General features: G+C 64.9%; 21 protein-coding genes. 7 read left to right on the top strand and 14 right to left on the bottom strand.

Features of this window, described 5'->3' with window-relative positions; translation table 11 throughout:
- Positions 1–30: 30 nt before the first annotated feature.
- Genes AUL28_RS08330 through AUL28_RS08320 form a run of 3 tightly spaced genes read left to right on the top strand, consistent with a single transcriptional unit; the run spans position 31 to position 2,709 of the window.
- The gene (locus AUL28_RS08330; protein ID WP_062231606.1) at positions 31–789 is read left to right on the top strand and encodes a TlyA family RNA methyltransferase; all 759 of its coding nucleotides are present in this window, start codon (positions 31–33) and stop codon (positions 787–789) included.
- Entirely contained in the window at positions 786–2,012 is a 1,227-nt protein-coding gene (locus tag AUL28_RS08325; RefSeq protein WP_062231604.1) for a class I SAM-dependent RNA methyltransferase, read from the top strand. Before AUL28_RS08330 ends, AUL28_RS08325 begins: the two co-directional genes overlap by 4 nt.
- A 34-nt stretch (positions 2,013–2,046) precedes the next feature.
- Complete coding sequence (locus AUL28_RS08320) at positions 2,047–2,709, top strand: DedA family protein (RefSeq protein WP_062231602.1); 663 nt, start codon at positions 2,047–2,049, stop codon at positions 2,707–2,709.
- On the opposite strand, the gene AUL28_RS08315 is transcribed toward AUL28_RS08320, so the two are convergent.
- The gene (locus tag AUL28_RS08315) at positions 2,656–3,348 is read right to left on the bottom strand and encodes a crotonase/enoyl-CoA hydratase family protein (protein WP_062231600.1); all 693 of its coding nucleotides are present in this window, start codon (positions 3,346–3,348) and stop codon (positions 2,656–2,658) included. The genes AUL28_RS08320 and AUL28_RS08315 overlap by 54 nt on opposite strands.
- A 44-nt stretch (positions 3,349–3,392) precedes the next feature.
- Complete coding sequence (locus AUL28_RS08310) at positions 3,393–5,195, bottom strand: acyl-CoA dehydrogenase (RefSeq protein ID WP_062231598.1); 1,803 nt, start codon at positions 5,193–5,195, stop codon at positions 3,393–3,395.
- A gap of 140 nt (positions 5,196–5,335) precedes the next feature.
- Here AUL28_RS08310 and AUL28_RS08305 point away from each other — a divergent pair, with 140 nt between their 5' ends.
- Positions 5,336–6,178, top strand: a complete 843-nt coding sequence (locus AUL28_RS08305) for a fumarylacetoacetate hydrolase family protein (protein WP_062231596.1) — start codon at positions 5,336–5,338, stop codon at positions 6,176–6,178.
- Positions 6,179–6,229: 51 nt separating this feature from the next.
- On the opposite strand, the gene AUL28_RS08300 is transcribed toward AUL28_RS08305, so the two are convergent.
- The 4 genes from AUL28_RS08300 to purD form a co-directional block, all read right to left on the bottom strand.
- Positions 6,230–8,326, bottom strand: a complete 2,097-nt coding sequence (locus AUL28_RS08300) for a 3-hydroxyacyl-CoA dehydrogenase NAD-binding domain-containing protein (protein ID WP_062231594.1) — start codon at positions 8,324–8,326, stop codon at positions 6,230–6,232.
- 37 nt (positions 8,327–8,363) lie between these two features.
- Complete coding sequence (locus tag AUL28_RS08295; RefSeq protein WP_062231592.1) at positions 8,364–9,647, bottom strand: acetyl-CoA C-acetyltransferase; 1,284 nt, start codon at positions 9,645–9,647, stop codon at positions 8,364–8,366.
- Entirely contained in the window at positions 9,644–11,917 is a 2,274-nt protein-coding gene (locus tag AUL28_RS08290; protein WP_062231590.1) for an acyl-CoA dehydrogenase, read from the bottom strand. The genes AUL28_RS08295 and AUL28_RS08290 overlap by 4 nt, the downstream gene beginning before the upstream one ends.
- Before the next feature lie 110 nt (positions 11,918–12,027).
- Positions 12,028–13,287 (bottom strand): phosphoribosylamine--glycine ligase, encoded by a 1,260-nt coding sequence (gene purD / locus AUL28_RS08285; RefSeq protein ID WP_062231588.1) that lies wholly within the window; start codon positions 13,285–13,287, stop codon positions 12,028–12,030.
- Positions 13,288–13,438: 151 nt separating this feature from the next.
- On the opposite strand from purD, the gene ubiA reads away from it, so the two are divergent.
- On the top strand, positions 13,439–14,440 hold the full coding sequence (ubiA, locus tag AUL28_RS08280; protein WP_062231586.1) for a 4-hydroxybenzoate octaprenyltransferase: 1,002 nt from the start codon (positions 13,439–13,441) through the stop codon (positions 14,438–14,440).
- A 5-nt stretch (positions 14,441–14,445) separates the two neighbouring features.
- Here ubiA and AUL28_RS08275 read toward each other — a convergent pair whose 3' ends face one another.
- The 7 genes from AUL28_RS08275 to ypfJ all read right to left on the bottom strand — a co-directional run bounded on the left by AUL28_RS08275 (position 14,446) and on the right by ypfJ (position 23,961).
- Complete coding sequence (locus AUL28_RS08275; RefSeq protein WP_058600507.1) at positions 14,446–15,021, bottom strand: DUF6101 family protein; 576 nt, start codon at positions 15,019–15,021, stop codon at positions 14,446–14,448.
- Between the two features lie 181 nt (positions 15,022–15,202).
- Entirely contained in the window at positions 15,203–16,633 is a 1,431-nt protein-coding gene (locus AUL28_RS08270) for an FAD-binding oxidoreductase (protein WP_062231584.1), read from the bottom strand.
- Between the two features lie 39 nt (positions 16,634–16,672).
- A complete protein-coding gene (locus AUL28_RS08265) occupies positions 16,673–17,641 on the bottom strand; it encodes an L-threonylcarbamoyladenylate synthase (RefSeq protein WP_062231582.1) in 969 nt (322 codons plus the stop codon).
- A 201-nt stretch (positions 17,642–17,842) separates the two neighbouring features.
- Positions 17,843–19,183: a glycoside hydrolase family 25 protein gene (locus AUL28_RS23620; protein WP_306302756.1), complete on the bottom strand. Its 1,341-nt coding sequence runs from the start codon at positions 19,181–19,183 to the stop codon at positions 17,843–17,845.
- 586 nt (positions 19,184–19,769) lie between these two features.
- Positions 19,770–20,855, bottom strand: coding sequence for an acyltransferase family protein (locus AUL28_RS08255; protein ID WP_062231578.1), 1,086 nt, complete (start codon positions 20,853–20,855; stop codon positions 19,770–19,772).
- Between the two features lie 2 nt (positions 20,856–20,857).
- On the bottom strand, positions 20,858–22,987 hold the full coding sequence (glyS, locus tag AUL28_RS08250) for a glycine--tRNA ligase subunit beta (RefSeq protein ID WP_062231576.1): 2,130 nt from the start codon (positions 22,985–22,987) through the stop codon (positions 20,858–20,860).
- Positions 22,988–23,070: 83 nt separating this feature from the next.
- Positions 23,071–23,961, bottom strand: a complete 891-nt coding sequence (gene ypfJ, locus AUL28_RS08245; protein ID WP_062231574.1) for a KPN_02809 family neutral zinc metallopeptidase — start codon at positions 23,959–23,961, stop codon at positions 23,071–23,073.
- 160 nt (positions 23,962–24,121) lie between these two features.
- Here ypfJ and AUL28_RS08240 point away from each other — a divergent pair, with 160 nt between their 5' ends.
- Positions 24,122–24,547: a DUF4112 domain-containing protein gene (locus tag AUL28_RS08240; RefSeq protein WP_058633759.1), complete on the top strand. Its 426-nt coding sequence runs from the start codon at positions 24,122–24,124 to the stop codon at positions 24,545–24,547.
- A gap of 7 nt (positions 24,548–24,554) precedes the next feature.
- On the opposite strand, the gene AUL28_RS08235 is transcribed toward AUL28_RS08240, so the two are convergent.
- Positions 24,555–25,775, bottom strand: a complete 1,221-nt coding sequence (locus AUL28_RS08235) for an alanine racemase (RefSeq protein WP_058600546.1) — start codon at positions 25,773–25,775, stop codon at positions 24,555–24,557.
- A gap of 144 nt (positions 25,776–25,919) precedes the next feature.
- Between AUL28_RS08235 and AUL28_RS08230 the strand changes: the two genes are divergently transcribed.
- Positions 25,920–26,376: amidase family protein (locus AUL28_RS08230; protein ID WP_244493454.1), on the top strand; the 457-nt coding region annotated here is incomplete at its 3' end.

The raw sequence follows: 26,376 nt of genomic DNA, 5'->3' as shown, positions 1-26,376 counted from the left end.
CGCATCGTCCGCCCTGCCCGCTGGCAACTGATGGCGGAGATCGCCCCCGGTGCGCGCGTCCGGCTTGACCAGCTGCTCGCAGAACGCGGCCTGGCGCAGAGCCGCGCGCGGGCGCGCGACGCCATCCTGCGCGGGCATGTGCGCGTCGATGGAACTGCTGTTTCCAAGCCCGGCCAGCTGGTGCGCGCGGATGCTGAACTGACGCTCGATGATCCGGCGGCGCGATACGTTTCGCGGGCGGCCCTGAAGCTCGTCGCGGGGCTCGATCGGTTCGGGATCGATGTGCAAGGTCGAACCGCGCTCGATGTCGGCGCGTCCACGGGCGGCTTCACGCAGGTTCTGTTGGAGCGCGGCGCGGCTCATGTGATCGCCGTGGATGTCGGACACGATCAGCTCCATCCGAGCCTTCGGAACGATCCTCGCGTGACGCTTCTCGAAGGGTTGAACGCGCGGGACCTTGAAGCGGAGCATCTGCAGGGGCGCACTGTCGATCTCGTGGTCTGCGATGTCTCGTTCATTTCGATGACGCTCGCGCTGCCGCCCGCGCTGCGTCTGGCGCGCTCTGGCGCGGATGGCGTCTTTCTCGTCAAACCGCAATTCGAAGCGGGCCGGGACGCGATCGGCAAGAATGGCCTCCTGCGCGACAGCGCGCTGGGCGAGCGGATCGCCAAGGATATGGCGCTGTGGCTGGCGCAGGAACAGGGCTGGATCGCCGAGCCGCCCATCGCCTCGCCCATCGAAGGGGGCGACGGCAACCGCGAATATCTCGTGATAGGACACAAGGCATGACCGAACGGCTGACCATCGAAACGCTGGGACAGAAGGGCGATGGCATCGCCCATGTCGGCGGCGCGGCCGTTTTCGTGCCCTTCACGCTGCCGGGGGAGACCGTAGAAATCGAACGGCAGGGCGAGCGCGGTCGACTCCTACAGGTCGAGACCGCGTCGCCCGAGCGGGTGGAAGCGCCCTGCCCGCATTTCGGCCGCTGCGGCGGCTGCGAGCTTCAGCATATGAGCGAGGCGGCCTACCGCGCCTTCAAGCGCGAGACGGTAGTCGAGGCCTTCCGGCGCGTCGGTCTAGAGCCCGAAGTCGCCGATCTGGTGCCCTGCGCGCCGCATTCGCGCCGGCGCGCCGTGTTCTCGGCGCTTCGCGTCGATAGCCGGGTTCTGTTCGGCTTTCATGAAGCGCTGAGCCATCGCATCGCGCCCATTTCGACCTGTCTCGTGACCGTACCCGAGATCGCAAGCCGGCTCGACTTTTTCGAGAAGCTCGCCGTCGCGATGATCGACCGCAAGCGCGAGCTTCGCATGGTGGTGACCCATACGGCGGCCGGGCTGGACATTGCCGTTTCCGACGCGGCGCGTCTGGACGACAAGCTCCGTCAAAGGATTCTGGGCCTTGCGCTCGCGCCGGGCGTCGCGCGCTTGGCGATCGATGGGGAAACCATCGTCGAGCCGCAGGCGCCGCGCATCGATGTGGATGGAATCGGTGTTCCGCTTCCGCCCGGTGCCTTTCTTCAGGCCGTGGCGAGCGCCGAAGGTGCGATGGCCGAGATCGCGCTTCCGCATTTCGGCAAGGCCAAACAGGTGGCCGATCTCTTCTGCGGCATCGGCACGTTCACACTGCGTCTGGCGCGGCGTCACCAAGTCCATGGCGTGGAGTTCGACAGTCCCGCCCTCGCCGCGCTCGACCACGCCAGACGCGGCATTCCCGGCTTGAAGCCGGTGACGACGGAGCGTCGCGATCTGTTTCGTCGCCCAATGACCACGAAGGAACTGAATCGCTTCGATGGCGTGCTCTTCGATCCGCCCCGTGCGGGGGCCGAGGCGCAGTGCCGCGAACTCGCCAAGTCCACGGTGAAGCGCGTCGCAGCCGTGTCCTGCAACCCGGCCAGCTTGGCGCGTGATGCGGCGATTCTGGTCGAGGGCGGGTACAAGCTCCTATCCGTTACGCCGATCGACCAGTTTCTCTGGTCTCACCATGTCGAAGCCGTGGCGCTGTTCGAACGCTGAGCTTCCATTTCGCCTCCAAAAGGCTTAGCGCTCCATGCTGGAAACGCTCAACAATCTTCTTCAGACTTACGGCTATGTGGCTGTCTTCATTTCCATCTTTCTGGAATCGACAGGGCTGCCATTTCCCGGCGAAAGCATCCTGATCGCGGCCGGCATCATGGCCGGGCATGGCGAGCTGAATGTCTGGGGCGTTGTCGGGGCCGCATGGTTCGGCGGCACGATGGGCGACAATCTCGGTTATTATATCGGCCATCGTTTCGGCCGGCGCTTCGTCGCCCGCTATGGATCGCGTTTCGGCATCACGCCCGAAAAGTTCCAGATGGTCGAGGCGCGGTTCCAGAAAGTCGGCCCGCCGATCGTGCTGATCGCGCGCTTCATCCTCATTCTGCGCCAACTCGCAGGCTTCGTGTCGGGAACGCTTCGCTTTCCCTGGTGGGAGTTTCTGCTCTTCAATGCACTGGGCGCGGCGCTGTGGTCCGGCGCCTATGGGTTCGGCGCGTATATCCTGGGTGACCGGATCGACACCTATCTCCATGGCAGCCCCTGGGCCTACGCGGCGATCGCGGCCGTGTTTCTCCTGTTCACGGCCACGACCATCCTCAAGTTTCGCAAGAGCGCGAAGTCTTTGGCACAAGCCGCTGATTCAACGGACTCTTCGTCCGAAGAAGGCGGCAAAGGCGGCCCGAGCCTCGGCTGAGGTGAGCCGTTCGGCGAAGGCGGCGGATTCGGCGTCCACCCGCTCCGCCAGAGGCGCCGTGTCGCCGCGCATGAGCCGACGCGCGAGCCTCAGCGCTTCGGGTGGCTTCGCGGCCAGCCTCCCGGCGGCCTGCCTCACCTCCTCTTCGGCATGATCGCTGACGGCGAGGATCAGTCCCGCCTCGACTGCGGCTTCCGCCGAAAGCGGATCGCCCATCACGAGTAGGGAAAAGGCGCGCTGATATCCCATGGTTCGGGGCGCCAGAAGGCTGGAGCCGGCTTCCGGCACGAGGCCGAGATCGAGGAAGGGCGTGCGGAAGCTCGAACGCGGCGTGGCATAGGCGAGATCGCAGTGGAAGAGCACGGTGGTTCCTATACCCACCGCCAACCCATCGACCCCGGCGATCAGTGGTTTCTCTAGGCGCACCAGCGCCCGGAGAAAACGCTGAACCTCCGAGAGCCCCGCTGCCTCATCGAAATCGGCGAAGTCGGTGAGATCATTGCCCGACGAAAAACAACCCTCACTGCCCAGTAGAAGAACGCAGCGCACGGCCTCGTCGGCTTGCGCAGTTTCCACGCCCTCCGCCAAGGCCTGATACATGGCGCGGTTCAGCGCGTTCTTCTTTTCGGGGCGGCTCATACGGAGGGTAAGAACACCCTCCGCAACGGTGCGATCGATATGGCTCACTGGAGCGCCTCCCGCGCCGCCGAAAGGCTCTCGCCGCCTTGCAGAATCTCACGCTTCAAACCACTGGTCTCGGTCAAAAGACTGTCGGCCATGAAGACGGCCAAGGCGAGCCGAGCGCTGCCGGCCTCATCCGCAAGGGCGGCTTTGGCGAGATAGACGTTGCCCGCCGTCAGGGCGAAGAGGCGCTGATAGGGTGTCGCGACGGCTAAGGCATCGCCCATCCGTCCCTCGTTCAGCCATTGGAGAAGCTGGTCGGTCGTCTCCGTCAGATCGCCCAGCGCCTCGTTCAATCGCCGCGCGAGCGCACCGAAACCGGTCTCGTTGCGCTCGCTCGCGCGGTCCGCCACTTCACGCAGCTCGGCGAGATAGGCGCGAACCGATTGCGAGCCGGACTGCGGAAGCTTGCGAGTCACCAAATCAATGGCTTGGATGCCGTTGGTGCCCTCGTAGATCGGCGCGATGCGCGCATCACGCAGCAGGCGCGCAGCGCCCGTCTCTTCGACATAGCCCATGCCGCCATGGATTTGAACGCCGAGCGATGCGACATCCACGCCGACATCCGTCGGGAACGACTTGGCGAGAGGCGTCAGCAGATTGGCGCGCTCACGCCAGAAGCGCGCCTCTTCTTCGGTTTGCGCATGCCGTTCACGATCGATCGCGTGGCCGCAGCAATAGGCAATCGCGCGGGCAGAGGTGACGAGTGCCTTCATGCGCAGAAGCATCCGCGCGACGTCGGGATGCTCGATAATGGGTACCATGTCGCGCGAGACCGGCTCGGCCCGGTCCTTGGCCAGAAGATTGGCCCGTCCCTGCCGCCGTTCGCGGGCATAGGCCAGCGCCTTGCCATAGGCGGCTTCCGCCACGCCGAGGCCCTGGATGCCGACCATGAGACGCGCCGAGTTCATCATCGTGAACATGCACGCAAGGCCCTTGTTCTCCTCGCCCACCAGCCAGCCGACCGCGCCGGCCTCTCCGCTTTCGCCGCGCCCATCGCCGAAGATCATCGTGCAGGTCGGCGAGGCATGGATGCCGAGCTTGTGCTCGATCGCATGGCAGAAGGCGTCGTTCCGAGGCCCTGGGTTTCCGGCTTCGTCGGGCAGGAACTTGGGCACCAGGAACAGCGAAATGCCCTTCACACCCTCCGGCGCGTCCGGCAGGCGCGCGAGCACAAGATGGACGATGTTCTCCGTCAGATCGTGCTCGCCATAGGTGATGTAGATCTTCTGGCCGAAGATGCGGTAAGTGCCGTCCCCTTGCCGCTCGGCCAGCGTGCGCAGCGTGGAAAGGTCGGAGCCCGCCTGCGGCTCGGTGAGGTTCATCGTGCCCATCCATTCGCCGGACACGAGTTTGGGCAGATACAGGGTTTTCAGATGGTCGGAGCCATGCGCTTCCAGCGCCTCGACCGCGCCCATCGTCAGCGTCGGGCCGATGCCGAAGGCCATGGACGCGCCGTTCCACAATTCCGCGATGGCGACGGAGAGTGAAACGGGCAGGTTCTGCCCGCCATGCTCGGCGGGCGCGGCCAAGCCGTTCCAACCGGCCTCCCGCCAAGCCTTGTAGAGGGCAGTCCAGCCCTTCGGCATGGTGACTCGGCCGTCCGAGAATCGCGCGCCCTCCTTGTCTCCCCCTGCGGCGAGCGGCGCGATTTCATCACTCGCAAATCGCCCTGCTTCCGCAAGGATGGCCGTCAGCAGGTCGTCCGACAGGTCGCCGGCCCTGCCTTCGGCCATGTCGCGATCCAAGCCGACCACATGGCGAAGCGTGAACTCGATCTCCTCGATCGGCGGCTGATAGGTCATAGGCTCCTCCCGAGCGCGGCAGTCAGGACGCTGGCTATCCAGGCCCTCTTTCAACTCGAACGTAAATGTCAAAACAAAAGGTTGGAAGAACCAAATGTCTGTTCCATTTCCCGCTGCGTGGCAGCGTAGGAGTGGAGCGAATGCGGCTGGTCCGGTTCGGCGCGAGAGGTGTCGAGAAGCCAGGGGCTTTGGATGGAGAGGGTCGCATCCGTGATCTCTCCACGCTCGTGGAGGATTGGCGGGACAGTTTCATCGACCCCGCGCATCTCGAAAAGCTGGCCGCAACGGATTTGTCCGCGTTGCCGGAAGCGCCGGCGGATGTGCGGCTCGGCCCGCCCGTCAGCGAGGTCCGCAAGATCATCGGCGTCGGGCCGAACTTTCACGAAAGCGCCCGGCTCGCGGGCTTCAAGGTCAATCCCGAGCCGACGCTCTTCATGAAGGCGGCGACCGCCGTCAGCGGCCCGAACGACCCGATCGAGATTCCGCGCCTTTCGACCCGCACCGACTGGGGCGTGGAACTGGCCGTCGTGATCGGCCGCACGGCAAAGTATGTCAGCGTCGAAGCGGCGATGCAGCATGTGGCCGGTTTCACCCTTTCCAACGACCTGACCGAGCGCAACTTCCAGCTTCAGCGCGGCGGCCAATGGTTCAAGGGCAAGTCGCACGATACGTTCGCGCCGATCGGCCCGTGGCTCGTCACGCCCGACGAATTGCCCGAATATCACGACCTCCATCTCTGGCTGGACGTGAACGGCGAACGGATGCAGGAGGGCGAGACCAACCGGATGATCTTCAAGGTGCCCTACCTGATCTCCTATATCTCGCGCTTTCTGCGTCTGGAGCCCGGCGACGTCATCATGACGGGAACGCCCGCCGGCGTCGGCCTGTCGCACGACCCGCCCCGCTTTCTCGCGCCGGGCGATCGTATGGTGTTGGGCTGCGACGGCCTGGGTCATCAGGATTACGTCTGTATTCAGGGCTGATAGATATCCGGCACCGCCCCGACTCGATAGGCTGGGGCGTCGCCTGGATTGCTAGCGCAGGTCCTCCCAGCCCATGTCAGGCCGGAAACGCTCGCCATGCCGCGCCTCAAGATCGCGAAGCCGAGCAATGATTTCATTGACGCCGCGCTGGCGAGCATAGCGCAGCGGACCGCCTCGGAAGGGCGCGAAACCAGTTCCAAATACCATGGCACCATCAGCGATCTCCTCGCTATCCACCACGCCCTCCCGCAGGCAGGCGACCAGCGTATTCAGCATCGGCAGGATCAGGCGGTCGGTGAGATCGGCATCGGCCTTCGATCCGTCCGGTAGCGCTTCGAGCGCGATCTTCTTCGGCCTGCCGGTCTCGTCATACTCATAAAGCCCGCGCCCGCTCTTGCGGCCGAGACGCCCGTCCTGAACCATGTCCTTGATCCAAGTCGGAGTTTCGGGCAGCGGCATGGCGATGCGCTCGCGCAGTGTCTCGGCGACTTCGACGGCGATGTCGAGGCCGACCTGATCGGCGAGTTCCACAGGCCCCATCGGCATTCCGAAGGCTTCGGCGGCCGCGTCGATCCGTTCCTTCGGAACGCCCTCGTCCACGAGCTTGAGCGCCTCGGCCATATAGGGGGTGAGCGCACGGTTCACGAGGAAGCCGGCGGTCGGCTGAACCGGCGCGGGGAGACGCGACAGCTCGACAACGAAATTGATCGCGCGCCGCAAAGTCTCGTCCGACGCGGCATCATGGCGGACGATTTCCACCAATTGCATCCGCGACACCGGATTGAAGAAGTGGATGCCGACAAAGCGCGAGGGATCGACCAAAGCCGAGGCGAGATCGGGCAGCGGCAAGGCGGAGGTGTTGCTGGCGAGAATCGCGCCCGGCTTCATGCAGCTTTCGGCATCCTGCAGAATGCGCCGCTTCAGATCCAGCTTCTCGGGCGCCGCCTCAATCACGAGATCGGCGGAAGCGAGCCCGGCCCCGTCAGGGTCCGGCATCAAACGATCCAGCGCATCGCGAACCTTCAACGGGTCCTTGAGCACAGCTTCCAGCATTTTCGAAGCCGCCTTCATGGCGCGGCCGATGGGCTCCAGCGCGATGTCCTGAAGGGAGACGAGGAAGCCTTCCTTCGCGGCCCAAGCGGCGATGTCGCCCCCCATGGCACCGGCGCCGATCACATGAACGCGCTTGATGTCGCTCTTGCCCGAGCGGAGCCCGCGCATGGCCTCGCGCAGGAAAAACACGCGTACGAGGCTCTGCGCCGTCGGGCTCTCGACAAGGGCTGCAAAGCTTTCAAGCTCGGCGTCGCGCATCCGCTCTGGCTGACCGCCATGGCGCTCCCAGAGATCGATCAGTTGGAACGGCGCGGGATAGGTCTCGGGGCTCGCCTTCTCCCGCGCTTTGGCACGCATCTGCCGGGCGGCGAAACTGCGCGCGGGCTTGAGAGCGAAGGCCTTGGAGCGAAGCCGCGCATCGGGGCGCACCAGATCACCGAAGATCGCGGCATGGGCGACGTTCGCGATATGGCGCTCTTCCACGACGGCATCCACGAGGCCGATCGACTTAGCCTTGCGCGCCGGAATGGACTTTCCCGTCAGCATGAGGCCCATGGCTGCCAGCGGATCGGCCAGTTGGATCGAGCGGAACGTCCCGCCGAGCCCGGGATGCAGGCCCAGCATGATCTCGGGAAAGCCGAGCGACGTGTTGGGAACGGCAATGCGCATTCGGCAGGCCAGCGCGAGTTCGAGCCCGCCGCCGAGACAATGGCCATGCAGAACTGCGACGCTCACGCAAGGCAAGGCCGCCAGCCGGTCGAGGACACGGTGCCCCTCCTCCAGCATGGTGCGAACATCGGCTTGAGACGCGCCGACGAAACCGTTGATGTCGGCCCCCGCCGCAAAGCCCGCCTGCTTGGCGGAGCGCAGAACCAGCCCGCGCGGGCGATCCGCCTCCAGCGCCGCCAGATGGACGTCGAGTTCTTCGAGAACGCTCCGGTCAATCGTGTTGACGGTCTTGCCCGGCTTGTCGAGCACCAGCCAGACGATATTCTCATCGTCGCGTGCCATGCGCCAATTGCCATCAGGCTCGGCGTTCCGCGCGACTGAGAGTTCCAGTTCGCGGTCTTTCAGTGCGGTCAGCATCAGATCCATGATCGGCTCCCTCCGGTCAGGTGCGGGTCTTGGCCGGTCAGGCCGCTTCGAGCAGCATGGCGCCGCCCAGGCCGCCGCCCACGCATTGCGAGGCCAGCCCAAGCTTTGCGCCGCGCCGGCGCATGGCGCGCGCCAGATGCAGCGTGATCCGATTGCCGCTCGTGCCGACGGGATGGCCGAGCGCGATGGCCCCGCCGTCGATATTGAGCTTGTCGCGCGCGATCGTGCCGACCGGCCCATCGAAGCCCAGCGCCTTCCGGCTGACCTCGCCGTCCTCGAAGGCGCGAAGACAGCCCAGAACCTGCGCCGCAAAGGCTTCGTTGATCTCGAAAAGATCGATCTCGCCCAAGGTGAGACTGCGCTTTTTCAGAAGCGCTGCCATGGAGACAGCCGGACCAAGCCCCATGATCGAGGGATCGAGTCCAGACCAGTGCGCGTCCACGATGCGCGCGAGAGGGGTCAATCCATGCTCGCGAACCGCCTCTTCCGAGGCGAGAAGCGTCCAGCTCGCGCCGTCCGTGATCTGCGAACTGTTGCCGGCCGTGACCTTGCCATAGGGCCGCTCGAAGACCGGCTTTAGATTTCCCAGCGCTTTGGCGGTGGAATCCACACGCACACCATCGTCATGGTCGTAGACGCGACCATCCCTCGCAAAAGCCGGAACGAGTTCGTCCTTCAGCAACCCCTCGCTCTGCGCCCGCGCCAAGCGACGGTGGCTTTCAGCGGCATATTCATCCGCCTCGCGCCGAGTCACACCAAACAGATGACCGACCTTTTCGGCCGTCTGGCCCATATTGAGAGAGCTGATCGGATCGGTCAGCCCACGCTCCAGCCCGATGACGGGCTTCAGGAAATCCGGCCGGAGACCACCCAGCACCTGAAGCTTCGCACCCGTCGAACGCGCGGCGTTCAAACGCGCGAACCAATCCACCGCGCCTCGCCGGAGCACGAGCGGCGAATGGCTGAGGGCTTCCGCGCCACCGGCCAGCGCGATCTGCGAGCGCCCCGATTCGATCGCGCGGAACGCCTCGTCGATCGACAACATGCCCGAGCCGCAATTGATCTGAACCGTATAGGCCGGCACCGCTTCGGGAAGGCCGAGACGCAGCGCCGCGACCCGCGCCGGGTTCATTTCCTCCGCGACAACATTGACGCAGCCGAGCACCACGAGATCGATCAGAGCCGGGTCGAACCGCTGCCGCATCAGGAGAGGCCGTCCGCATTGGACAGCCAGATCGACCGGCGTGAAAGGTCCCGGCTTGCCGCGCGCCTTGATGAAAGGCGTGCGCGCGCCATCGACGAGATAAACCGCTCGCGTCATTCAGCGGCCTCCGCGCGCAACTCGTCGGCTTGCGCCTCGGGCGGCTTGCGGTGCTGGCTCGCGATGGGCGAAACGTCTTCCATCGCGAAAGCATCCACCGCCACGACGCGCGCGACGGCCTCGTCCCGCTCCTGGAACAGCGCCCACTCCTCGTCCGACAAGAGCCCGGCTTCGCGCGCGGCCGCTCCATCGCGGATCTTGGCCTCGCGCAGGCGCTTGTCGATCGGCGCGGCTTCGATCACCAGCCGGAACGCCCGCTCCAGAACAGCGACGGGATGATCGGGCTGCCCTTCGCCCAGATACAGATCGGGGCAGATCCGGTCGCGCTGCGACGAGGGCCGCATGAGGATGTCGGCGACTTCGCGCACCAGCTCGTCGGCCGGCGGGCGTAGCGGCACGCCCAGCGGGAAGGACAAGAGCCTTGCGGCCACCGCCGCCCAGCGGCTCGGCAGGTTGACGAAGACGCCGCTGAAGGCGAGCCCCATGCGGTTATAGCCGCGCTGCATGAGATATTCGACGATCGGACGATCGGCTTCCGGGCGGCCATCGGTTTCGAAGCGCTTGAGCGTCGCGCCAAGCAGATAAAGCTCCGACAGGATATCGCCGAGCCGCGCCGAGATCATCTCGCGCCGCTTGAGCGCGCCGCCAAGGGTCAGCAAGGCGAAATCGGCCAGCATCGAGAAGGCGGCGCTGTAGCGCGACAGCTGCCGCCAATGGCTGAGGAAGGCCGAACCGCGCGGCGCGGGCGCGGCGAGCCCGCCCGTCCAGCCGAACAGCGCCGTGCGCGCGGCATTGGCCAGCGAGTGCCCCACATGGCCCCAGAAGGCGCGGTCGAACTCCTCCAGCCCTTTTTCGCGATCGGGGTTGGAGAGCGCGCGCATCTCGGACAGCATGAAGGGATGAGCGCGAATGGCGCCCTGCCCGAAGATCATCAGATTGCGCGTGAGGATGTTCGCGCCTTCGACCGTGATGCCGATCGGAACCGACTTGTGCTGTCCACCCAGCATGTTGGACGGGCCGTCGATGATGCCCTTGCCGCCATGAACGTCCATCGCCTTCTCGACAGAACGGCGCATCAGTTCGGTGGCATTGTATTTCATGATCGCGGAAATGACGGAGGGTCGATGCCCCTCATCAAGTGCCGCGACCGTCAGCCGGCGCGCCGCGTCGATCTGGTAGGCATTGGCGGCGAGTTCCGCCAGTGGCTCCTGAATGCCCTCGAACAGGCCGATCGGCAGGTTGAACTGCGAGCGAACGCGGGCATAGGCGCCGGTCAGCCGCGCGGTCATCGCAGCGGCGGCGGCGGCCTGCGAGGGAAGCGAAATGCTGCGACCGGCGGCCAGCGCCGTCATCAGCATGGTCCAGCCCTCGCCGATCCGTTCCGGCCCGCCCAGAACCCAGTCCAGCGGGATGAAGACGTCGCGGCCCGAAATCGGTCCGTTCTGGAAGAAGGTGAACTGGGGAATGTGTCGGTCGCCATGGCGCACGCCGGGCGTCGAGGTCGGCAGCAGCGCGACCGTGATGCCGAGGCTCTCGCCACGGCCCAGATGATTCTCGGGATCGAAGAGTTTGAAGGCGAGGCCCATCACGGTCGCGACCGGGGCCAGCGTGATATAGCGCTTGTCGAAGTTCAGCTTGATGCCGAGCACCCGCTGGCCCTCATGCTCGCCATAGGTGACGATGCCGTGATCCTTCATCGCGGCCGCGTCCGAACCCGCATCCGCCGAGGTCAGGCCAAAGCACGGGATCTCTCGCCCGTCGGCCAGACGCGGCAGCCAGTGGTCGCGCTGCGCCTGCGTGCCGAAATGGAGCATCAACTCGCCCGGCCCGAGCGAATTGGGGACCATGACCGTGACGCCCGCCGCGACGCTGGCGGAGGACACTTTGCGCACCACTTCCGAATGCGCCGTGTTGGAGAAGCCCAAGCCGCCATATTGCTTGGGGATGACCATTCCGAAGAACTTGCGGGATTTGAGAAAATCCCAGACCTCCGGAGACAGGTCGCGGTCCTTCCAGGTAATCTGCCAATCGTCCAGCATGGAGCAAAGCTCCACCACCGGCCCGTCCATGAAGGCCTGCTCTTCGTCCGACAGACGCGCGGGCGCCATGGCCAGGAGCTTGTCCCATTCCGGCGCGCCGCTGAAAAGCTCGCCGTCCCACCAGACGGTGCCCGCGCCGATCGCCTTTTCCTCGGTCTCGGAAATGGCCGGCAGGGCCGTCTTGGCCCAACGGAAAATCGGCCGGGTCAAACGGTCCTTGCGGAACGACATAAGCTTCCTCCCTCGCCTGAAGCACTCCGCTTCACCATGGCTGCATCTTACGTAATCGTCAAACAGACGATCACCAAGCCTCCGTGACGAAAACGGCCATCAAGCCTTTGTCAGTGTCGCGCGCGATGCGCGATGTCGCGGCGGCAGAAGCCTTCGCTCCATTCAACGCCATCCACCAGAGCGTAGGCCTTTTCGACGGCCTGAGCCACATCGGCCGCGCGCGCCGTCACGTTGAGGACGCGGCCGCCGTTGGCGACCAACTCGCCGTGGATCAGGCTGGTTCCCGCATGGAAGATCATTTCCCCTTCGCCGACATCGGGGAGCGAACGGATCGGCGTGTTCTTCTCGTAAGCGCCGGGATAGCCCTTGGAGGCTAGAACCACCGTCACCGCCGGCTCGTCTGACCAGTCGAGCGACACGCCGTCGAGGGAGCCCGTCGCCGCCGCGAAGAGAACCGGCAGGAGGTCGCTTTCCAGACGCATCATCAAGACCTGACACTCCGGGTCGCCGAAGCGCACATTGTATTCGATGAGCTTCGGACCGTCCTTCGTCAGCATCAGCCCGGCATAGAGAACGCCCCGGAAGGGCGCGCCCTGCGCGCGCATTCCCGCCAGCGTCGGGCGCACGATCTCGGCCATGGCGCGTTCGGTCATCTCGGGCGTCATGAGATAGGAGGGCGAATAAGCGCCCATGCCGCCGGTGTTCGGTCCCTTGTCGCCGTCATAAGCGCGCTTGTGGTCTTCGGCGGTTCCAAACAGAATCGCCCGCTCACCATCGCAGAGGCAGAAGAGCGAGGCTTCCGGCCCTTCCATGCACTCCTCAACCACGACCTCGATCCCCGCGCCGGCCAGAGCGCCGGCGAAGCAATCGTCGATCGCGGCCAGAGCCTCTTCGATCGTCGCCGCCACCGTCACGCCCTTGCCGGCCGCGAGTCCGTCCGCCTTCACGACGATCGGAGCGCCCTCGCGCTGGATATAATCCTTCGCGGCATCCGACTCGGTGAAACGCTGGTAGCGCGCGGTGGGAATGTTTTGGAGCGTGCAGAGATCCTTGGTGAAGCCCTTGGACCCTTCCAGACGCGCGGCGGCCGCGCTCGGGCCGAAGACAGGGATCGAGGCATCAGTCAGGGCATCGGCAAGGCCGGCGACGAGAGGCACTTCGGGGCCGACGACCACGAAGCCGATGCCTTTCTCGCGGCAGAAAGCGATCACGGCATCATGATCGGTGGGGTCGAGCGCGACGCATTCGGCGACAGCGGCGATCCCCGGATTGCCGGGCGCGGCGAAGAGCTTGCCGAGATCCGGCGAGCGGGCCAGTTTCCAGGCCAGCGCGTGCTCGCGACCGCCCGAACCGATCAGAAGAACATCCATGGTCATTCTCGCCTCCGCAGGGCCCTATCGTGCCGGCGGCCGAGGCCGCATCCGTGAGGGCTCGATTACGGGGCCGGGATAGGCAGGGTCAAGCCTGAGACGCAAGCCCAAAGGGCTTGACGACGGGCGCGCTGCGGGGCTTCTCCGCTCTATGCAAAGACCCGACGCATCACCCAACGGTTCGGCAGACCGCGTTTCGGACGCACCGTCCGACAATTTCGTCTACCGCGTCCTTCCCCGAGCGCTCTGGCCCTATGCGCAGCTCGCGCGCTGGGACCGGCCGATCGGCTGGCAATTGCTGCTGTGGCCCTGTCTTTGGTCGGCGGCGCTGGCACCGCAATGGGCCGCGCCTTCGGCCGTACATACGGGCCTGCCGGACCTGCGCCATCTCGCGCTGTTCCTGATCGGGGCGATCGCCATGCGCGGCGCGGGCTGCACCTACAATGATCTGGTGGATCGCGACATCGACATGAAAGTCGCGCGGACTCGCTCCCGCCCGCTCCCCTCGGGCCGCGTGACGAGCCGCCAGGCCAAGCTTTTCTTGGTCGCGCAAGCCTTGATCGGTTTGCTGGTGCTGATCCAGTTCAACACGTTCGCAATAGGACTGGGTATTGCCTCGCTTCTGATCGTCGCGACCTACCCGTTCCTGAAGCGGGTCACGGACTGGCCGCAGCTCGGCCTCGGGCTGTGCTTTTCATGGGGCGCGCTAATGGGCTGGGCCGCCTTCTGGGGCACGCTCGGGCTGGCGCCGATTCTCCTTTATGTGGGCTCGGTCTTCTGGACGATCGGCTACGACACGATCTACGCGCACCAAGACCGCGAGGACGATGCGCTGGTTGGCGTACGCTCCACCGCGCGGCTGTTCGGGCACCACACCAAACGAGCCCTCACCCTTCTCTACGGCGGAACGATCCTCTGCTTCACGCTCGCCTTCGTCGCGACGGGAACAGACGCGTCCGGGCCGGCTTGGCCAGCCTATGCCGCACTGGCGATGGGCGCGGTCCACATGGCTTGGCAGATACAGCGCCTCGATATCGACGATGTCGATCAGTGCCTGCGCTTGTTCAAATCGAACGGACTGTTCGGGTGGATCATCTTCCTCGGGCTGGTGTTTTCCAGCCTCTGGGTCCTGTCGTTCCCCAAACCCGTCTGACGCCTTTAGTTGCGGGCGATGATCTCTTCGCCTTCCAGCATCATGCGCATCCCGAGGCCGCCGGGCTTGCGACGTGCCAGGAAGCGCGGGCGGCGTCCGCGATGGCTGGAGCGGCGACGCGAGGCGGGTTCGCTCGTGCGCAGCTTGCCGAAGGTCTCCTCGAGAGCCGTCACGCGGCCATCCGACTCGACCATCAGCATGGGCAGATCGAACAGCTCCGACCAGCTGCGCCAGTCGGCGGCCACGTCGAACAGATCGCAGGCCACCAGAAGCGGAACCGACAGCTTCGGATTCTCATGATGCATCTCAAGGGTAACGGTCACTTCGCCGTTGCTGTCTTCCATCGCGCGGGCGGCGATGCCCTTGAAGGAGCGCGGCGCCAGAGCGATGGCGACCGGAATGCCTGACATCTCCAGCCGGCGATGGACCACTGCGCCCCGATGATCCACGCGGTAGGTGACGGTCTCCTCCCCGTCCTGCACTTCGAAAACTTGCTTGCGGTCGGCATGCGCGGGATCCACGCGGATCGGCATACGGGCCCACTCGGGCTTCAACGACGTCGGATTGGTAACCAGGCTCATGATCGCGCCTTCCGTCTCTCTGCCGGAAGCTCCCTATTGAGAGATACTTCCTGATTAGCCGATGTATCCCGGCTTTCGATGCTTGGAGACTATCCGACGCTTGTTTCGCCTCACCTAACAAATGCGGTTAAGTGTTCCTGACCTTCGCCAAGGTTTTCAAACCGTAACTTCAAATAAAACTTTAAAGGAGCTTGCCCGGGTTCATAATCCCGAAAGGATCGAAAAGCCCTTTGATACCGCGCATCAGCCCCAGTTCGACCGCGTCCTTGGTGCGCGCGAGTTCCTCGCGCTTGAGCTGGCCAATGCCGTGCTCAGCCGAGAAACTGCCGCCGAGTTCGGCCACGACGCCGTGCACCAGCGTGTTGATCTCGGTCCAGCGAGCCAGGAAGGCTTCCTTGTCGGCGCCAACGGGCTGAGAGATGTTGTAATGGATATTGCCGTCGCCCAGATGGCCGAACGACACGATGCGCGCGCCCGGTATGGCCTCCAGCACCAGCGCGTTTGCACGATCCAGAAATTCGGGCACCAGAGCGACGGGCACGGACACGTCGTGCTTGATCGACCCGCCCTCCGGCTTCTGTGCCCAGCTCATTTCTTCGCGCATGCGCCAGAAGGACGCAGCCTCGGCGAGGGACTGTGCAATGGCGGCGTCTTCGATCTCGCCTGCTTCGAAGGCGACCTCCAAGATGGACTCCAGCACCGCGCGCGCGTCCTCTCCCGATTGCGGCGAGGAAATCTCGATCAGCACATACCAGGCATGGGGTTCAGCCATGGGATCGCGCGCGCCCTGCGTATGGCGAACTGTGAACTCCAGACCGATTCGCGGCATGAGCTCAAAGGCCGTGAGACGCCCGCCAGCCAGCGACTCGGCCCTTGCCAGAAGGTTCAGCGCCTGTTGCGGGCTGGCGAGACCGACATAGGCGACCTCGCGGCCGGCGGGCTTGGGAAAGAGCTTGAGCACCGCGCCGGTGATGATCCCGAGCGTGCCTTCCGATCCGATCAGGAGATGTCGAAGATCGTAGCCGCGATTGTCCTTCTTGAGACGCCGCAACCCGTGAAATATCTCGCCCGACGGAAGCACGGCCTCGACGCCGAGGCAGAGGTCGCGCGTGTTCCCATAGGCCAGAACAGCGGTTCCCCCCGCATTCGATGCCAGATTGCCGCCGATCTGGCACGAGCCTTCGGACCCGAGGGACAATGGGAAAAGGAAGCCCGCATCATCGGCTGCTTCCTGCGCCCGCTTCAGGACGACCCCGGCATCCACCGTCATCGTCCGGCCGAGGGGGTCGATCTCTCTGATACGGTCCATCCGCGACAGCGACAGAACGATCTCGGCGTCGGAACGCGGCACTTGCCCACCGACCAGCCCGGTATTGCCGCCCTGCGGAACGACGGGCGTGCGCGTCTGTGAAGCCAGACGCAGGATGGCCGAGACTTCCTCCACCGTGGACGGGCGAAGGACCAGGCGCGTCCGGCCTTTGAACTTGTCGCGTTCTTCCTGCACGAAGGGCGCGATGTCGCTGGCCTCTGTCAGGGCGCGCCCGGCCGGAAGCAGGGCGGCGAACTGGCTGAGAAGCGTGTCGGAAAGGGGCGAAGAATCGATCGTGTCCATGATCAGACGCTAGCCTCGATCAAGGTTAACGTCGATAGGTCAGCGCTCGGCGGCGGCCCTACGGAGCCGGTCGTTGATCGCCTCGCCCAACCCCTCGTCGGGGATCGGGGCGACAGCGATGGCCTCGATATCCGGCGCGTCGAAAGCCGAGAGCGCGGCGAACAGCCGGCTCGCAGCCTCTTTCAAGTCGCCTGCTTCGCTCAGGTTGAAGACGCCCCCTGCCCGCGTCAGATCGTCCGGACGATCGGGGCCGAAGCCGATCCAATATTCACCGGGCTCCGGCGCCGTCGCTTCGAGGCGCACGCGCCCGTTCGGAGCGTAGTGCGACAGGAGCTGGCCCGGCGCGGAAATGGCGTCGCCCTCCTCGCGGCGGCGAACGGGCAGACCCGCCTCCTCCTCGATGCGCTCGGCCGTCAGCGTTCCCGGCCGCAGGAGCAGGATGTGATCCGCCATCACGCGGATGATCGTGGATTCGAGCCCCTGTTCGCAGGCGCCGCCATCGGCGACGAGATCGATTCGGCCGTCGAGCGTCTTCAGGACATGCTCGGCGCTGGTCGGGCTAACGCAGCCTGAGCGGTTGGCGCTGGGGGCCGCGATCGGGCGACCGAGCGAATCGATGACCATGCGCAGCGGCCCTTGCGGCGCGCGAAGGGCCACCGTGTCGAGCCCGCCCATCACCAGCGGATGCAGACCAGACTCGCTATTTGCTGGCAGAACGAGGGTCAGCGGACCCGGCCAGAACCGTGTGGCAAGGCGACGCGAGACCGGATCGAACTCGGCATAGGTTTCGGCCATGGCGAGATCGAACACATGGCAGATCAAAGGATTGAAGCGGGGCCGGCCCTTCGCCTCGAAGATCGAGGCCACAGCCACACCATTGGCCGCGTCCGCCGCCAGACCATAGACCGTTTCGGTCGGCACCGCCGCAAGCCCGCCTTCGCGGAGGCACATCAGAACGGCCGCTCCCGCGCCGTCGTCCCTCAGATCGATCCGTCTGGTCTGTCGCATGGCCCAACACCTATGACATCGCGCATCCCGCGCCAAGGAAACTCGCCGGGATTGGTAACAGGGCCGTGCAAGCGGCGCCATCGCAGGCCCGCCCGCCCCCTTTGAACCCATCTGCGAGAAAAATTAAAACCGCCTTTGCCGGATGCAAGGCGGTTGCGGGAATGACAAACAAGGACTGCAGGCGCGAAGCGCGAAAACCCGTCAGCGCGTCGTATCGAAGGCCTTGACGACGCGGCGATCGGCGAGCGTCAAAGACGCCAGCGACGTCCAGCTGTCGCGGCCGTCCTTCAGCTCCGCGCGTTTGTCGGGCCGCTGAGGCCCGATCATGGGAACCCGTTTCACCGTCACGGCGGCCTTCTCCAGAAGGGTCGCCAGATGGGACTTCAAATGATCAGGCAAGTCCGACCGCCGCTCCGGCGCGGGAGACGGCTCCGCCGTATCCTGAAGAATGTCCCGGACAGCCTGCATTTCCTCGCGCAGCTGCGTCACCGCATCGGCGATATTGCCCGGCTGCGTCGAAACGATCTCGGTTGCAGCTGGCCGATCGCCCGGAATGGGTGGATTGACTTTGCGACTGTCGGTCAAGGCCGAAAGCACCGGAGAAGCCGGTTTACCCGCATGTTCCTGACGCGCGGTCTCGGTCAGAAGCGCCAGCGGATCGATCGTCGCCCGCCCACTCGGACCGAAGGCGGCGGCAAAGGTGCCCGGCACGGCGGCATTGTCGGTCTTGGCCGCCAGTTCCGTCTCATCGTCGGTGGCTACAGCCTGCTTCGTGCCCTCCGAGACCGAGGCGATCAAAGCACCCGGGTCCTCGCTCGGCGCAGGGTCCTGTCCGACCAATCCGTCGAAGGGCCAAGCCTTCTGGAGTTCGGCGACAGTGAGCGGCGAAACGTTGACGTCGATATCGTTCTTGGCGCCCGCCACGCGATACGGACAGGACCGCGATCCGCAATTGTGCATCGAGGAAAACTGCCAGAGCGCATAATTGTCCCAGTTCCCCTTCGGGAACACGCCCGTGATGTCGTCGCGATAGCGCGCGTACCAGAGGGGCAGTCGCGACAGAAGCGGATATTGCGCCTTATTGCGGGCGACGTAATCGGCGGTGTTGCCGTTCGTGTAGAGAACGGGATAGCGGCCCAGCCTGATCTTGATCTGCTGCGCGAAGATTTCGGCGTCGGCCAGCGACATCCAATCCGACGTGTTGTCCTCAATGTCGAGCGCGATCAGATCATCGGGCTCGGGCTGGGCGAAATCCACGAAATGATCGGCCTGCTCGCGCGGATTGCCGGGACGCCCGAGATGATAGGCTCCCCACTTCAGACCCAGCGTCTTCGCCATCTCGCGGCGGGTCATGTAGAGTTCCTGCGTGACGGAATATTTCCACCAGCGGTTCTTGCAGAGATTGAGCAAATCGCCCGACAGCTTGGAGCAAGACCATTCCGGCGGCAGACCGTCGGAGGCTTTGCTGATGAACCCCGCGATGCGCTTGTCGCTGGTCATCTGCTTCCAGTTGATGGGGTTGAACTCGTAGGCGTCGATCACGAGCGCTCGCTCGCTATCTTTCCACGGTTTGTTCCAGTCGGCGCTGGCAGGCATCGCGCCCAAGAAAATCGCGCCGAAAGCAATTGCAGTCACCAAGCGCAGGGCAGCCGCGTGAGCGGCGCTCAGGTCAGGCATTCGGGTTCGTCCCCTCGTCGTCACCCAGCAGGCCCGCAGGCCAGCATTGGGCGATACAATGTGCGCGAAACGACGCCGAGAATGCGTCGCTTGTCCCTCAAGTCCTGAAGGGGCGCGTCCCCTTCGCCAACCGGAACCGTTTTCCACAACCAATCGGGCGGGCCGAAGGCGGTGGAGATCACTCATCATGAGCGTTCGTCATAAAATGAGAAAACTAGGCTTTCTCATGACTTAGCGACCACCTGAAAAAGCGTTCGGCTCAAGACCCAATCGCTTCCTCGTCAGGGATCGACCGCGGTTCCGAACAGGCAACCGCATATGATCCTTGACGCCGTCGAAGCGATCATCGCTGCGATCCGGCGGTCGTCTCTTCGACGAACAGTTCGCTCGCCAGTCTTTAGAAAACGATTCCCACCTTGCCCCAGCCTGACGCCACAGGAAAATTCAGGGATCAAGGCCCGGTCGGAGCGCCGACGCCGGTCAGAAGGTCGCGGTCAGCATGGCGCCTGATCCCGCGCAGAACCGGACGCTCGAACGCGTAATGAAGGACGGTGGAGGCGGCGAGCGTTCCGAGGACAACGCCCACCGGAAACCCGACGAGCCACGCGCCGGCATGGCGAATGCCGCCACGCTCCAGCGCGAAGAGAAGCGCTCGGATCACAAAGAAATGCGAGAGATAAACCGCATAGGATACGTTCCCTGCCCATTCGGCGACACTCGAGCGCGTTTCGCGGCGGCCCGACACGGCGGCCAAAACCATCAACGCGGCCGGGCATCCCCATTGGAGGAAGCGCCAGGTGAAGTCGATTTGCGGATAGGCGAGGAACAGGCCGAGGCCACAAAGACCTACCAGCCAGCGGGCCGGGTCCGGCATTCGAAATCCTCGCGACACGACGAGATAGATCGCGATCCCAAGCAGAAACTCCAGAACGATCGGATCGCTCCAGAAGCGCAGCGCGAGGCTGGCGGGCGGAAACCAACGCCCGGCCGCCACGCCCAGCGCCAGAACCAGGAACACACCGCTCAAGGCCCAACGCTGCCTGAGACCCACGAAAAGCGCGAAGACGGCGTAGAAGAGCATCTCGTAATTGAGGCTCCAGCCGATATCGAGGACGGGCAGCGGAACCCCGTCAGGATTGGCGGTGGGGAAGAAAAAGAACGACGCGACGATCTGGGTCAGCGTCGTATCGGCCCAAACGGGCACGTGCATGACGTCCAGGAGCACGATCACCAGCACCGTCATCAGCCAGTAGAGCGGCACGACGCGCGCCAGGCGGCGCAGGAGAAAGGTCTTCCAGGCGCCCACCTTGCCATGCAGGCTGCGCGAGGAATGGGCCATCACGAAGCCGGAGATGACGAAGAAGATGTCGACGCCGGCCACGAAGGGAAACGGGCTGAGCGGAAACTCGGCGAAGCTCAGCCCGTAGAAGCGTAGGTCTATCGCGATCTTGATATGAGCGATCACCACCATGATGGCGGCGATCGCCCGAAGCCACTGGATCTCGCCGATCCGGCGGCTATCGCTCCAGACCGCCAAGATCAGCCCGCGATCTTGGAGAAGTCCGCGACGCGCTGCGTCGCCGCGCGAATGCGAGCGAGCAAAGCCAAGCGGTTAGCCCGCACGGCTTCATCCTCTGCATTCACGAGAACCTTGTCGAAAAAGGCGTCGGCAGGGCCGCGAAGACGCGCCAGCGCGGCGGCCGCCTGCGCGTAATTCTCGGTCGAGAGCGCAGTGTCGAGTTCACCTTCCGCGCGGTCCACAGCGCCCACCAGCGCCCGCTCCTCGTCCTCCGTCAGAAGCGCGGGATCGACCGCTTCGGCGACGCGCGTTCCCTTCTTCTCTTCGGCGGCCAGGATATTGGCGGCCCGGCGGTAAGCCGCCAGAAGGTTGCGGCCATCTTCGGTTTCCAGAAGGCGGCCGAGCTCGGCGACGCGGCGCGAGATGTCGAGGAGATCGTCCTTCACCGCGCCGTCGGTTCCGCCCGCGAGCACGGCGTCCACCAGATCATGCCGCGCGCCGGAATCGCGAAGCTGAACCTTCAAGCGGTCATGGAAGAAGGACAGAAGATCGCCGGACGTGATCAGCGTCCCCAGACGCGGCCGAAGCTCGTTTTCCAGAATGATGCGGATCACGCCGAGCGCGGCACGGCGCAGCGCATAAGGGTCCTTCGAGCCGGTCGGCTTTTCGTCGATGGCCCAGAACCCGACCAGCGTATCGAGCTTGTCGGCCAGCGCAACCGCGATGGCGATGGCGTCCTTGGGAACGCGATCCCCAGGCCCCTGCGGCTTGTAATGATCCTCGACGGCGGCCTGAACCGATGTATGCTCGTTCTGAAGCCGGGCATATTTACGGCCCATCAGACCCTGCAGCTCGGGGAACTCGCCGACCGCTTCGGTCGTGAGATCCGCCTTGGCGAGGACGGCTGCGCGGCGCGCGAGCGTTGCATCCGCGCCGACCAGCGGTGCGATGACGGCCGCAAGGTCCGCGATCCGCGCAACACGCTGCCCCTGCGTGCCGAGCTTGGCATGGAAGGTCACGCCGAGCGCGTCGAGCTTGGCCATGCGCTGATCCAGCGGCTTGGCCAAGTTCAGCCCGAAACGGCCGGCGGACGCTTCGAGCGAAGCCAGATCGGGAAGCGCGCCCTGGTCCGTGTGCCAGAAATAGAGCGCGTCCGACAGGCGCGCGCGCACGACCTTGCCATTGCCGCGCGCGATCTCGGCGCCGCCGTCCACCGCCTCGATATTGGAAACGAGCAGGAAACGGTTCGCCAGACCCGCTTGGCCCCGACGCCGCGTGACGAAGCATTTTTGGTTGGTGCGGATCGTCAGCTGGATCATCTCGGGCGGGATGGCGAGAAAGGCCTCCTCGAACTCGCCCATCAGGACGACCGGCCATTCCACGAGGCCGGACACCTCTTCGAGAAGGCCCTCGTCCTCGACCAGTTCCAGCCCCTGCGCGAAGGCGAGGTTCTGCGCGTCGGTGCGGATGATGTCCTTCCGGCGCTCGGCGTCGAGCACGACCTTGGCGCGCTCAAGATTCTGGGCGTAGTCCTCGAAGCGGCGGACCTTGATCTCGGCGGGCGCATGGAAGCGATGGCCGACCGTGCGGTCGCCCGAACGGATGCCGGAGACTTCGAAATCCACCACAACGGTTTCACCGACCTCGGGCCCGAACACGCAGAGGATCGACTGGAGCGGGCGGACCCAGCGCAGCGAGCCCGGCTCGCGCGAGGCCGCGCCCCAGCGCATGGATTTCGGCCAGGGGAATTCGCGGATGATCGCCGGCATGATCTCGGCGATGATCTCTTCCGCCGCGCGGCCGGGCTTTACGATATGGGCGACGAAGAATTCGCCCTTCTTGCCATCCGAATGCTTGTGAGCCTGATCGATCGATGTGAGGCCGGCGGAGCGCAGGAAGCCCTCGATCGCCTTCTCGTTGGCGTCGGTGCGCGGCCCCTTGCGCTCTTCGTGCACGTCCTTGGAGCGCGCGTCGAGGCCGCGAATGTCGAGCGTCAGGCGGCGTGGCGTCCAGTATTCGCGCGCGCCCTCGTAGGTGAGGCCCGCTTCCACCAGAGCATCCGTCACCGCCTTGCGAAGATCGCCCGCCGCCTTGCGCTGCATACGTGCGGGGATTTCCTCGGAGCGGAGTTCAAGAAGAAGATCGGGCATGGTTCGCTTCGTGGCTGGATCGCGTTTGGCCGCGTCTCACCATGCCGATCTTCCGATTGCAAGCCGATAGCCGTTTCGAGCCGTCAAATCCGCCCGTTGAACGTGTCGCACTGGTTCATGTCTCCCGAGGTCGCACCCCGGCGGAACCATTCGACGCGCTGGGCCGAGGTGCCGTGGGTGAAGCTATCGGGAACGACCGTGCCCTGCGAGCGGCGCTGCAACGTGTCGTCGCCGATCCGGCTGGCGGCGTTCAGCGCTTCCTCCAGATCGCCCTTCTCGAGATAGCCCGCCTGCTGCGTGTCATGTGCCCAGATGCCGGCATAGCAATCGGCCTGAAGCTCGACGCGGACGGAGACGGCGTTGCTCTCGGCTTCCGACATTCGCTGGCGCATCTCGGTCGTCCGCTGAAGAACACCGGTCATGTTCTGGACGTGATGGCCCACCTCGTGCGCGATCACATAGGCTTGCGCAAAGTCGCCGGACGCGCCGAGATCGCGATCGAGCTGACGGAAGAAGCTCGTGTCGAGATAAAGCTTCTGGTCGTTCGGGCAGTAGAAGGGGCCGGACGCGGAACTGGCATTGCCGCAGGCCGAGGAGACGCGATCGGTGAACAATACCAATGTCGGGTCGCGGTACTGACGGCCCATGTCCTGGAAGCGGCGGTTCCAGACATCCTCGGTATCGCCGAGCACCACGGCGATGAAATTGTCGGTCTCGTCGGCCGTGCCATCGACGCCGGGTCCGCGCTGCGCGGTCTGCGTCTGGCTGGAGGATGTTCCGTCGTCCATGCCGATCACCGACATCGGATTGATGCCGAAGCCAATCCAAAGGATACCGAGTATGATCAGCAGACCGATGCCGCCGCCCCCGGCGCGGATCGGAATGCGCATTCCGCCGCCCCCACCGCCAAAGCCACCGCCGCTGCCGCGCTGGTCCTCGATATTGCTGCTTTCGCGTCGGCCTCGCCATTCCATGGTCGCTCTCCCCGTTCGTCCTTCGCGTTTTCGTGACGAGGGAGATAGGCGGCGCTTACGGATCGGGAATGGCTTACAATTCGAACCCCTCGCAACCCGGGTGGCGACCTACCATCTCTTGTTTGATCGGCGCCCTTCGCGCCCCTGGAGAACAAAGACGATGATCGCCACCGCTTATGCGTCTGGCTTCGAAACCGCAGCGGGAGAGCAGGACCTGACCCGTCGCCTGGCGCGGCTGAACGGCCTCGCACGGTTGATGGACACGGCACTCAGAGTTCCCGGCACCAATATCCGGTTCGGCGCGGACGCCCTGATCGGCCTGGTGCCGGGCATCGGCGACGCGGGCGGCGCTCTGATCGGTCTCTTCATCGTCAACGAGGCGCGCCGGCTCGGCTTGCCCAAGCGCAAGCTCGCGCGCATGGTGGCCAATCTCGGGCTGGACGCGGCGGTCGGTGCGGTGCCGCTCGCCGGCGACATGTTCGACGTCTACTTCAAGGCGCACAAGCGAAACATCCAGATCATTCTCGACCATTTCGACCTCGCGCGGCGCGACATCATGAAGGACGTCACGCCGCAGCGCCATTGACGGACGTTCAGTCCGCCATGGTCTCGAGGCTCGCAAAGCCCTCGACGGCCCCGCCCTCTTCGAAGGGGCGGGCCACTTCCACGAACGTATCGGGGTAGAACCCATTGAAGCGCGTGCGCAGCGAGAGAGAATAGGCCCCGATATGGCCGATTTCGATCCAGTCGCCCGTATCGACCGTTTCCGGCAGCCAGAAGGGTCGAGACAGAATGTCGACGGAATCGCAGGTCGCCCCGCAGACGCGAAACGCGCTGATCACCTTCGGATCGCCCTTGCGCGCGACCCGCGCGGGGTCGGGAATGAAGCGGGCCGGCAGCGTGATCTTGCCGGTCCAGGAATCCGACAACGACGCCCAGATCCCGTCATTGATATAAAGACGCCGCCCCTTGCGCAGAAGCACGCGCACGATCAGCGAAAAGGCGCGGGCGACAACGACGCGGCCGGGCTCGGCGACGAGCGGCATGTCGGCAAAGCCCCATTCGGAAATATCCGCGCGAAGGCGCGACATGATTTCGTCCATGCCCGGAATGTCGGGTTTCTTGCGGCGCGGATCATGGCCGTATTCCGCCGGGAAGCCACCGCCGACATCAAGCCCTGCCAGCGGCACGTCGGCGCGGTTGCGCACCCAGTCGGCCGACGCGAGCGCGCGCTCGTAGGTGTCGGGGTCTTCGATCTGCGAGCCCACATGGAAGCAGAGGCCGACCTTGAAGCCGATACGGTGGCAGCGCTGGAGAAGCTCCACCGCATGGGCGGGCGCTGCGCCGAACTTTTTCGAGAGTTCGTACATCGCATGGCCCTTGGTCTGGAGCCGCACGAAAATGGTGAGTGTCGCCGGGTCGAGATCCATAGCCCGCACGATGCGCAAGATCTTGGCGACCTCGTCCTCGTGATCAAGCGAAAGCGTTCGGATCCCGTAGGTTTCGAGCGCGAGCCGAATGTCGGACTGGGCCTTGATCGGATGCATGTACAGCATCTCGGCATTCGGCGCGACGGCGCGCACCGCGGCGAACTCGCCGGGCGAGGCGACGTCGAACACCTTCACCCCAGCCTGTGCCAACGTTTCCAAAACCATGGGCTCGCCATTGGTCTTCACTGCATAGGCGGTCTCGCCCGGAAACGCGTCCATGAAGGCGCGCGCGTCGGCGCGCAGCACATCGGGACGGAAGCAGTAGACCGGAACGTCCGGGCGGAGCGAGAGGGCCGCATCGCGGGCCGTTTCGAACTTCTGCAACAAGGCACTCCTTTCAAGCCGAACCGCTGCGACAGATAGGGCGCGGCGAATCCAGCAAAAGCCATCTTGCTATCTGCACCGAAACGCATGGCAGGCTTGTGAACCATCTGCCACAAGAGCGCACAGTCGACACAGGACGAACGCATGGCCGGCTTTGCTCCCCAGTCCCTGACCGCTCTCATCGAACGGGTTGCGTCCGGCCGGTCCAGCCCGATGCGCGAGATCGATCGGGCTCTCGAGCGCATCGCATCGCTTGACCCGGAGCTTCGAAGTTTTGCCCGAGTGGCCGACCGCGCGTCCCTTTCCGCCTCGATGCGCGATGGACCGCTGGCGGGCGTGGCGCTCGGCGTGAAGGACCTGTTCGACACGTTCGATCTGGACACCGACTACGGCTCCCCACTCTATGCCCGCCACCGACCGCGCGCGGACGCAGCGCTTGTCGCGCAGGCGCGCGCGCTGGGGTGCGCCATCATCGGCAAGACGGTGACGACCGAATTCGCCTATGCCAGCGATGTGCCGACGCTGAACCCACACAGTGCGGCGCACACGCCCGGCGCATCGTCTTCCGGATCGGCGGCGGCCGTGGCGGCGGGTCTCGTAC

It is taken from the genome of Aureimonas sp. N4 (assembly GCF_001463925.1).
GTDB classification, from domain to species: Bacteria; Pseudomonadota; Alphaproteobacteria; order Rhizobiales; family Rhizobiaceae; genus Aureimonas; species Aureimonas ureilytica_A.
The sequence above is the reverse complement of the archived record's forward strand: the minus strand, read 5'-3'. Positions and strand labels throughout refer to the sequence as shown.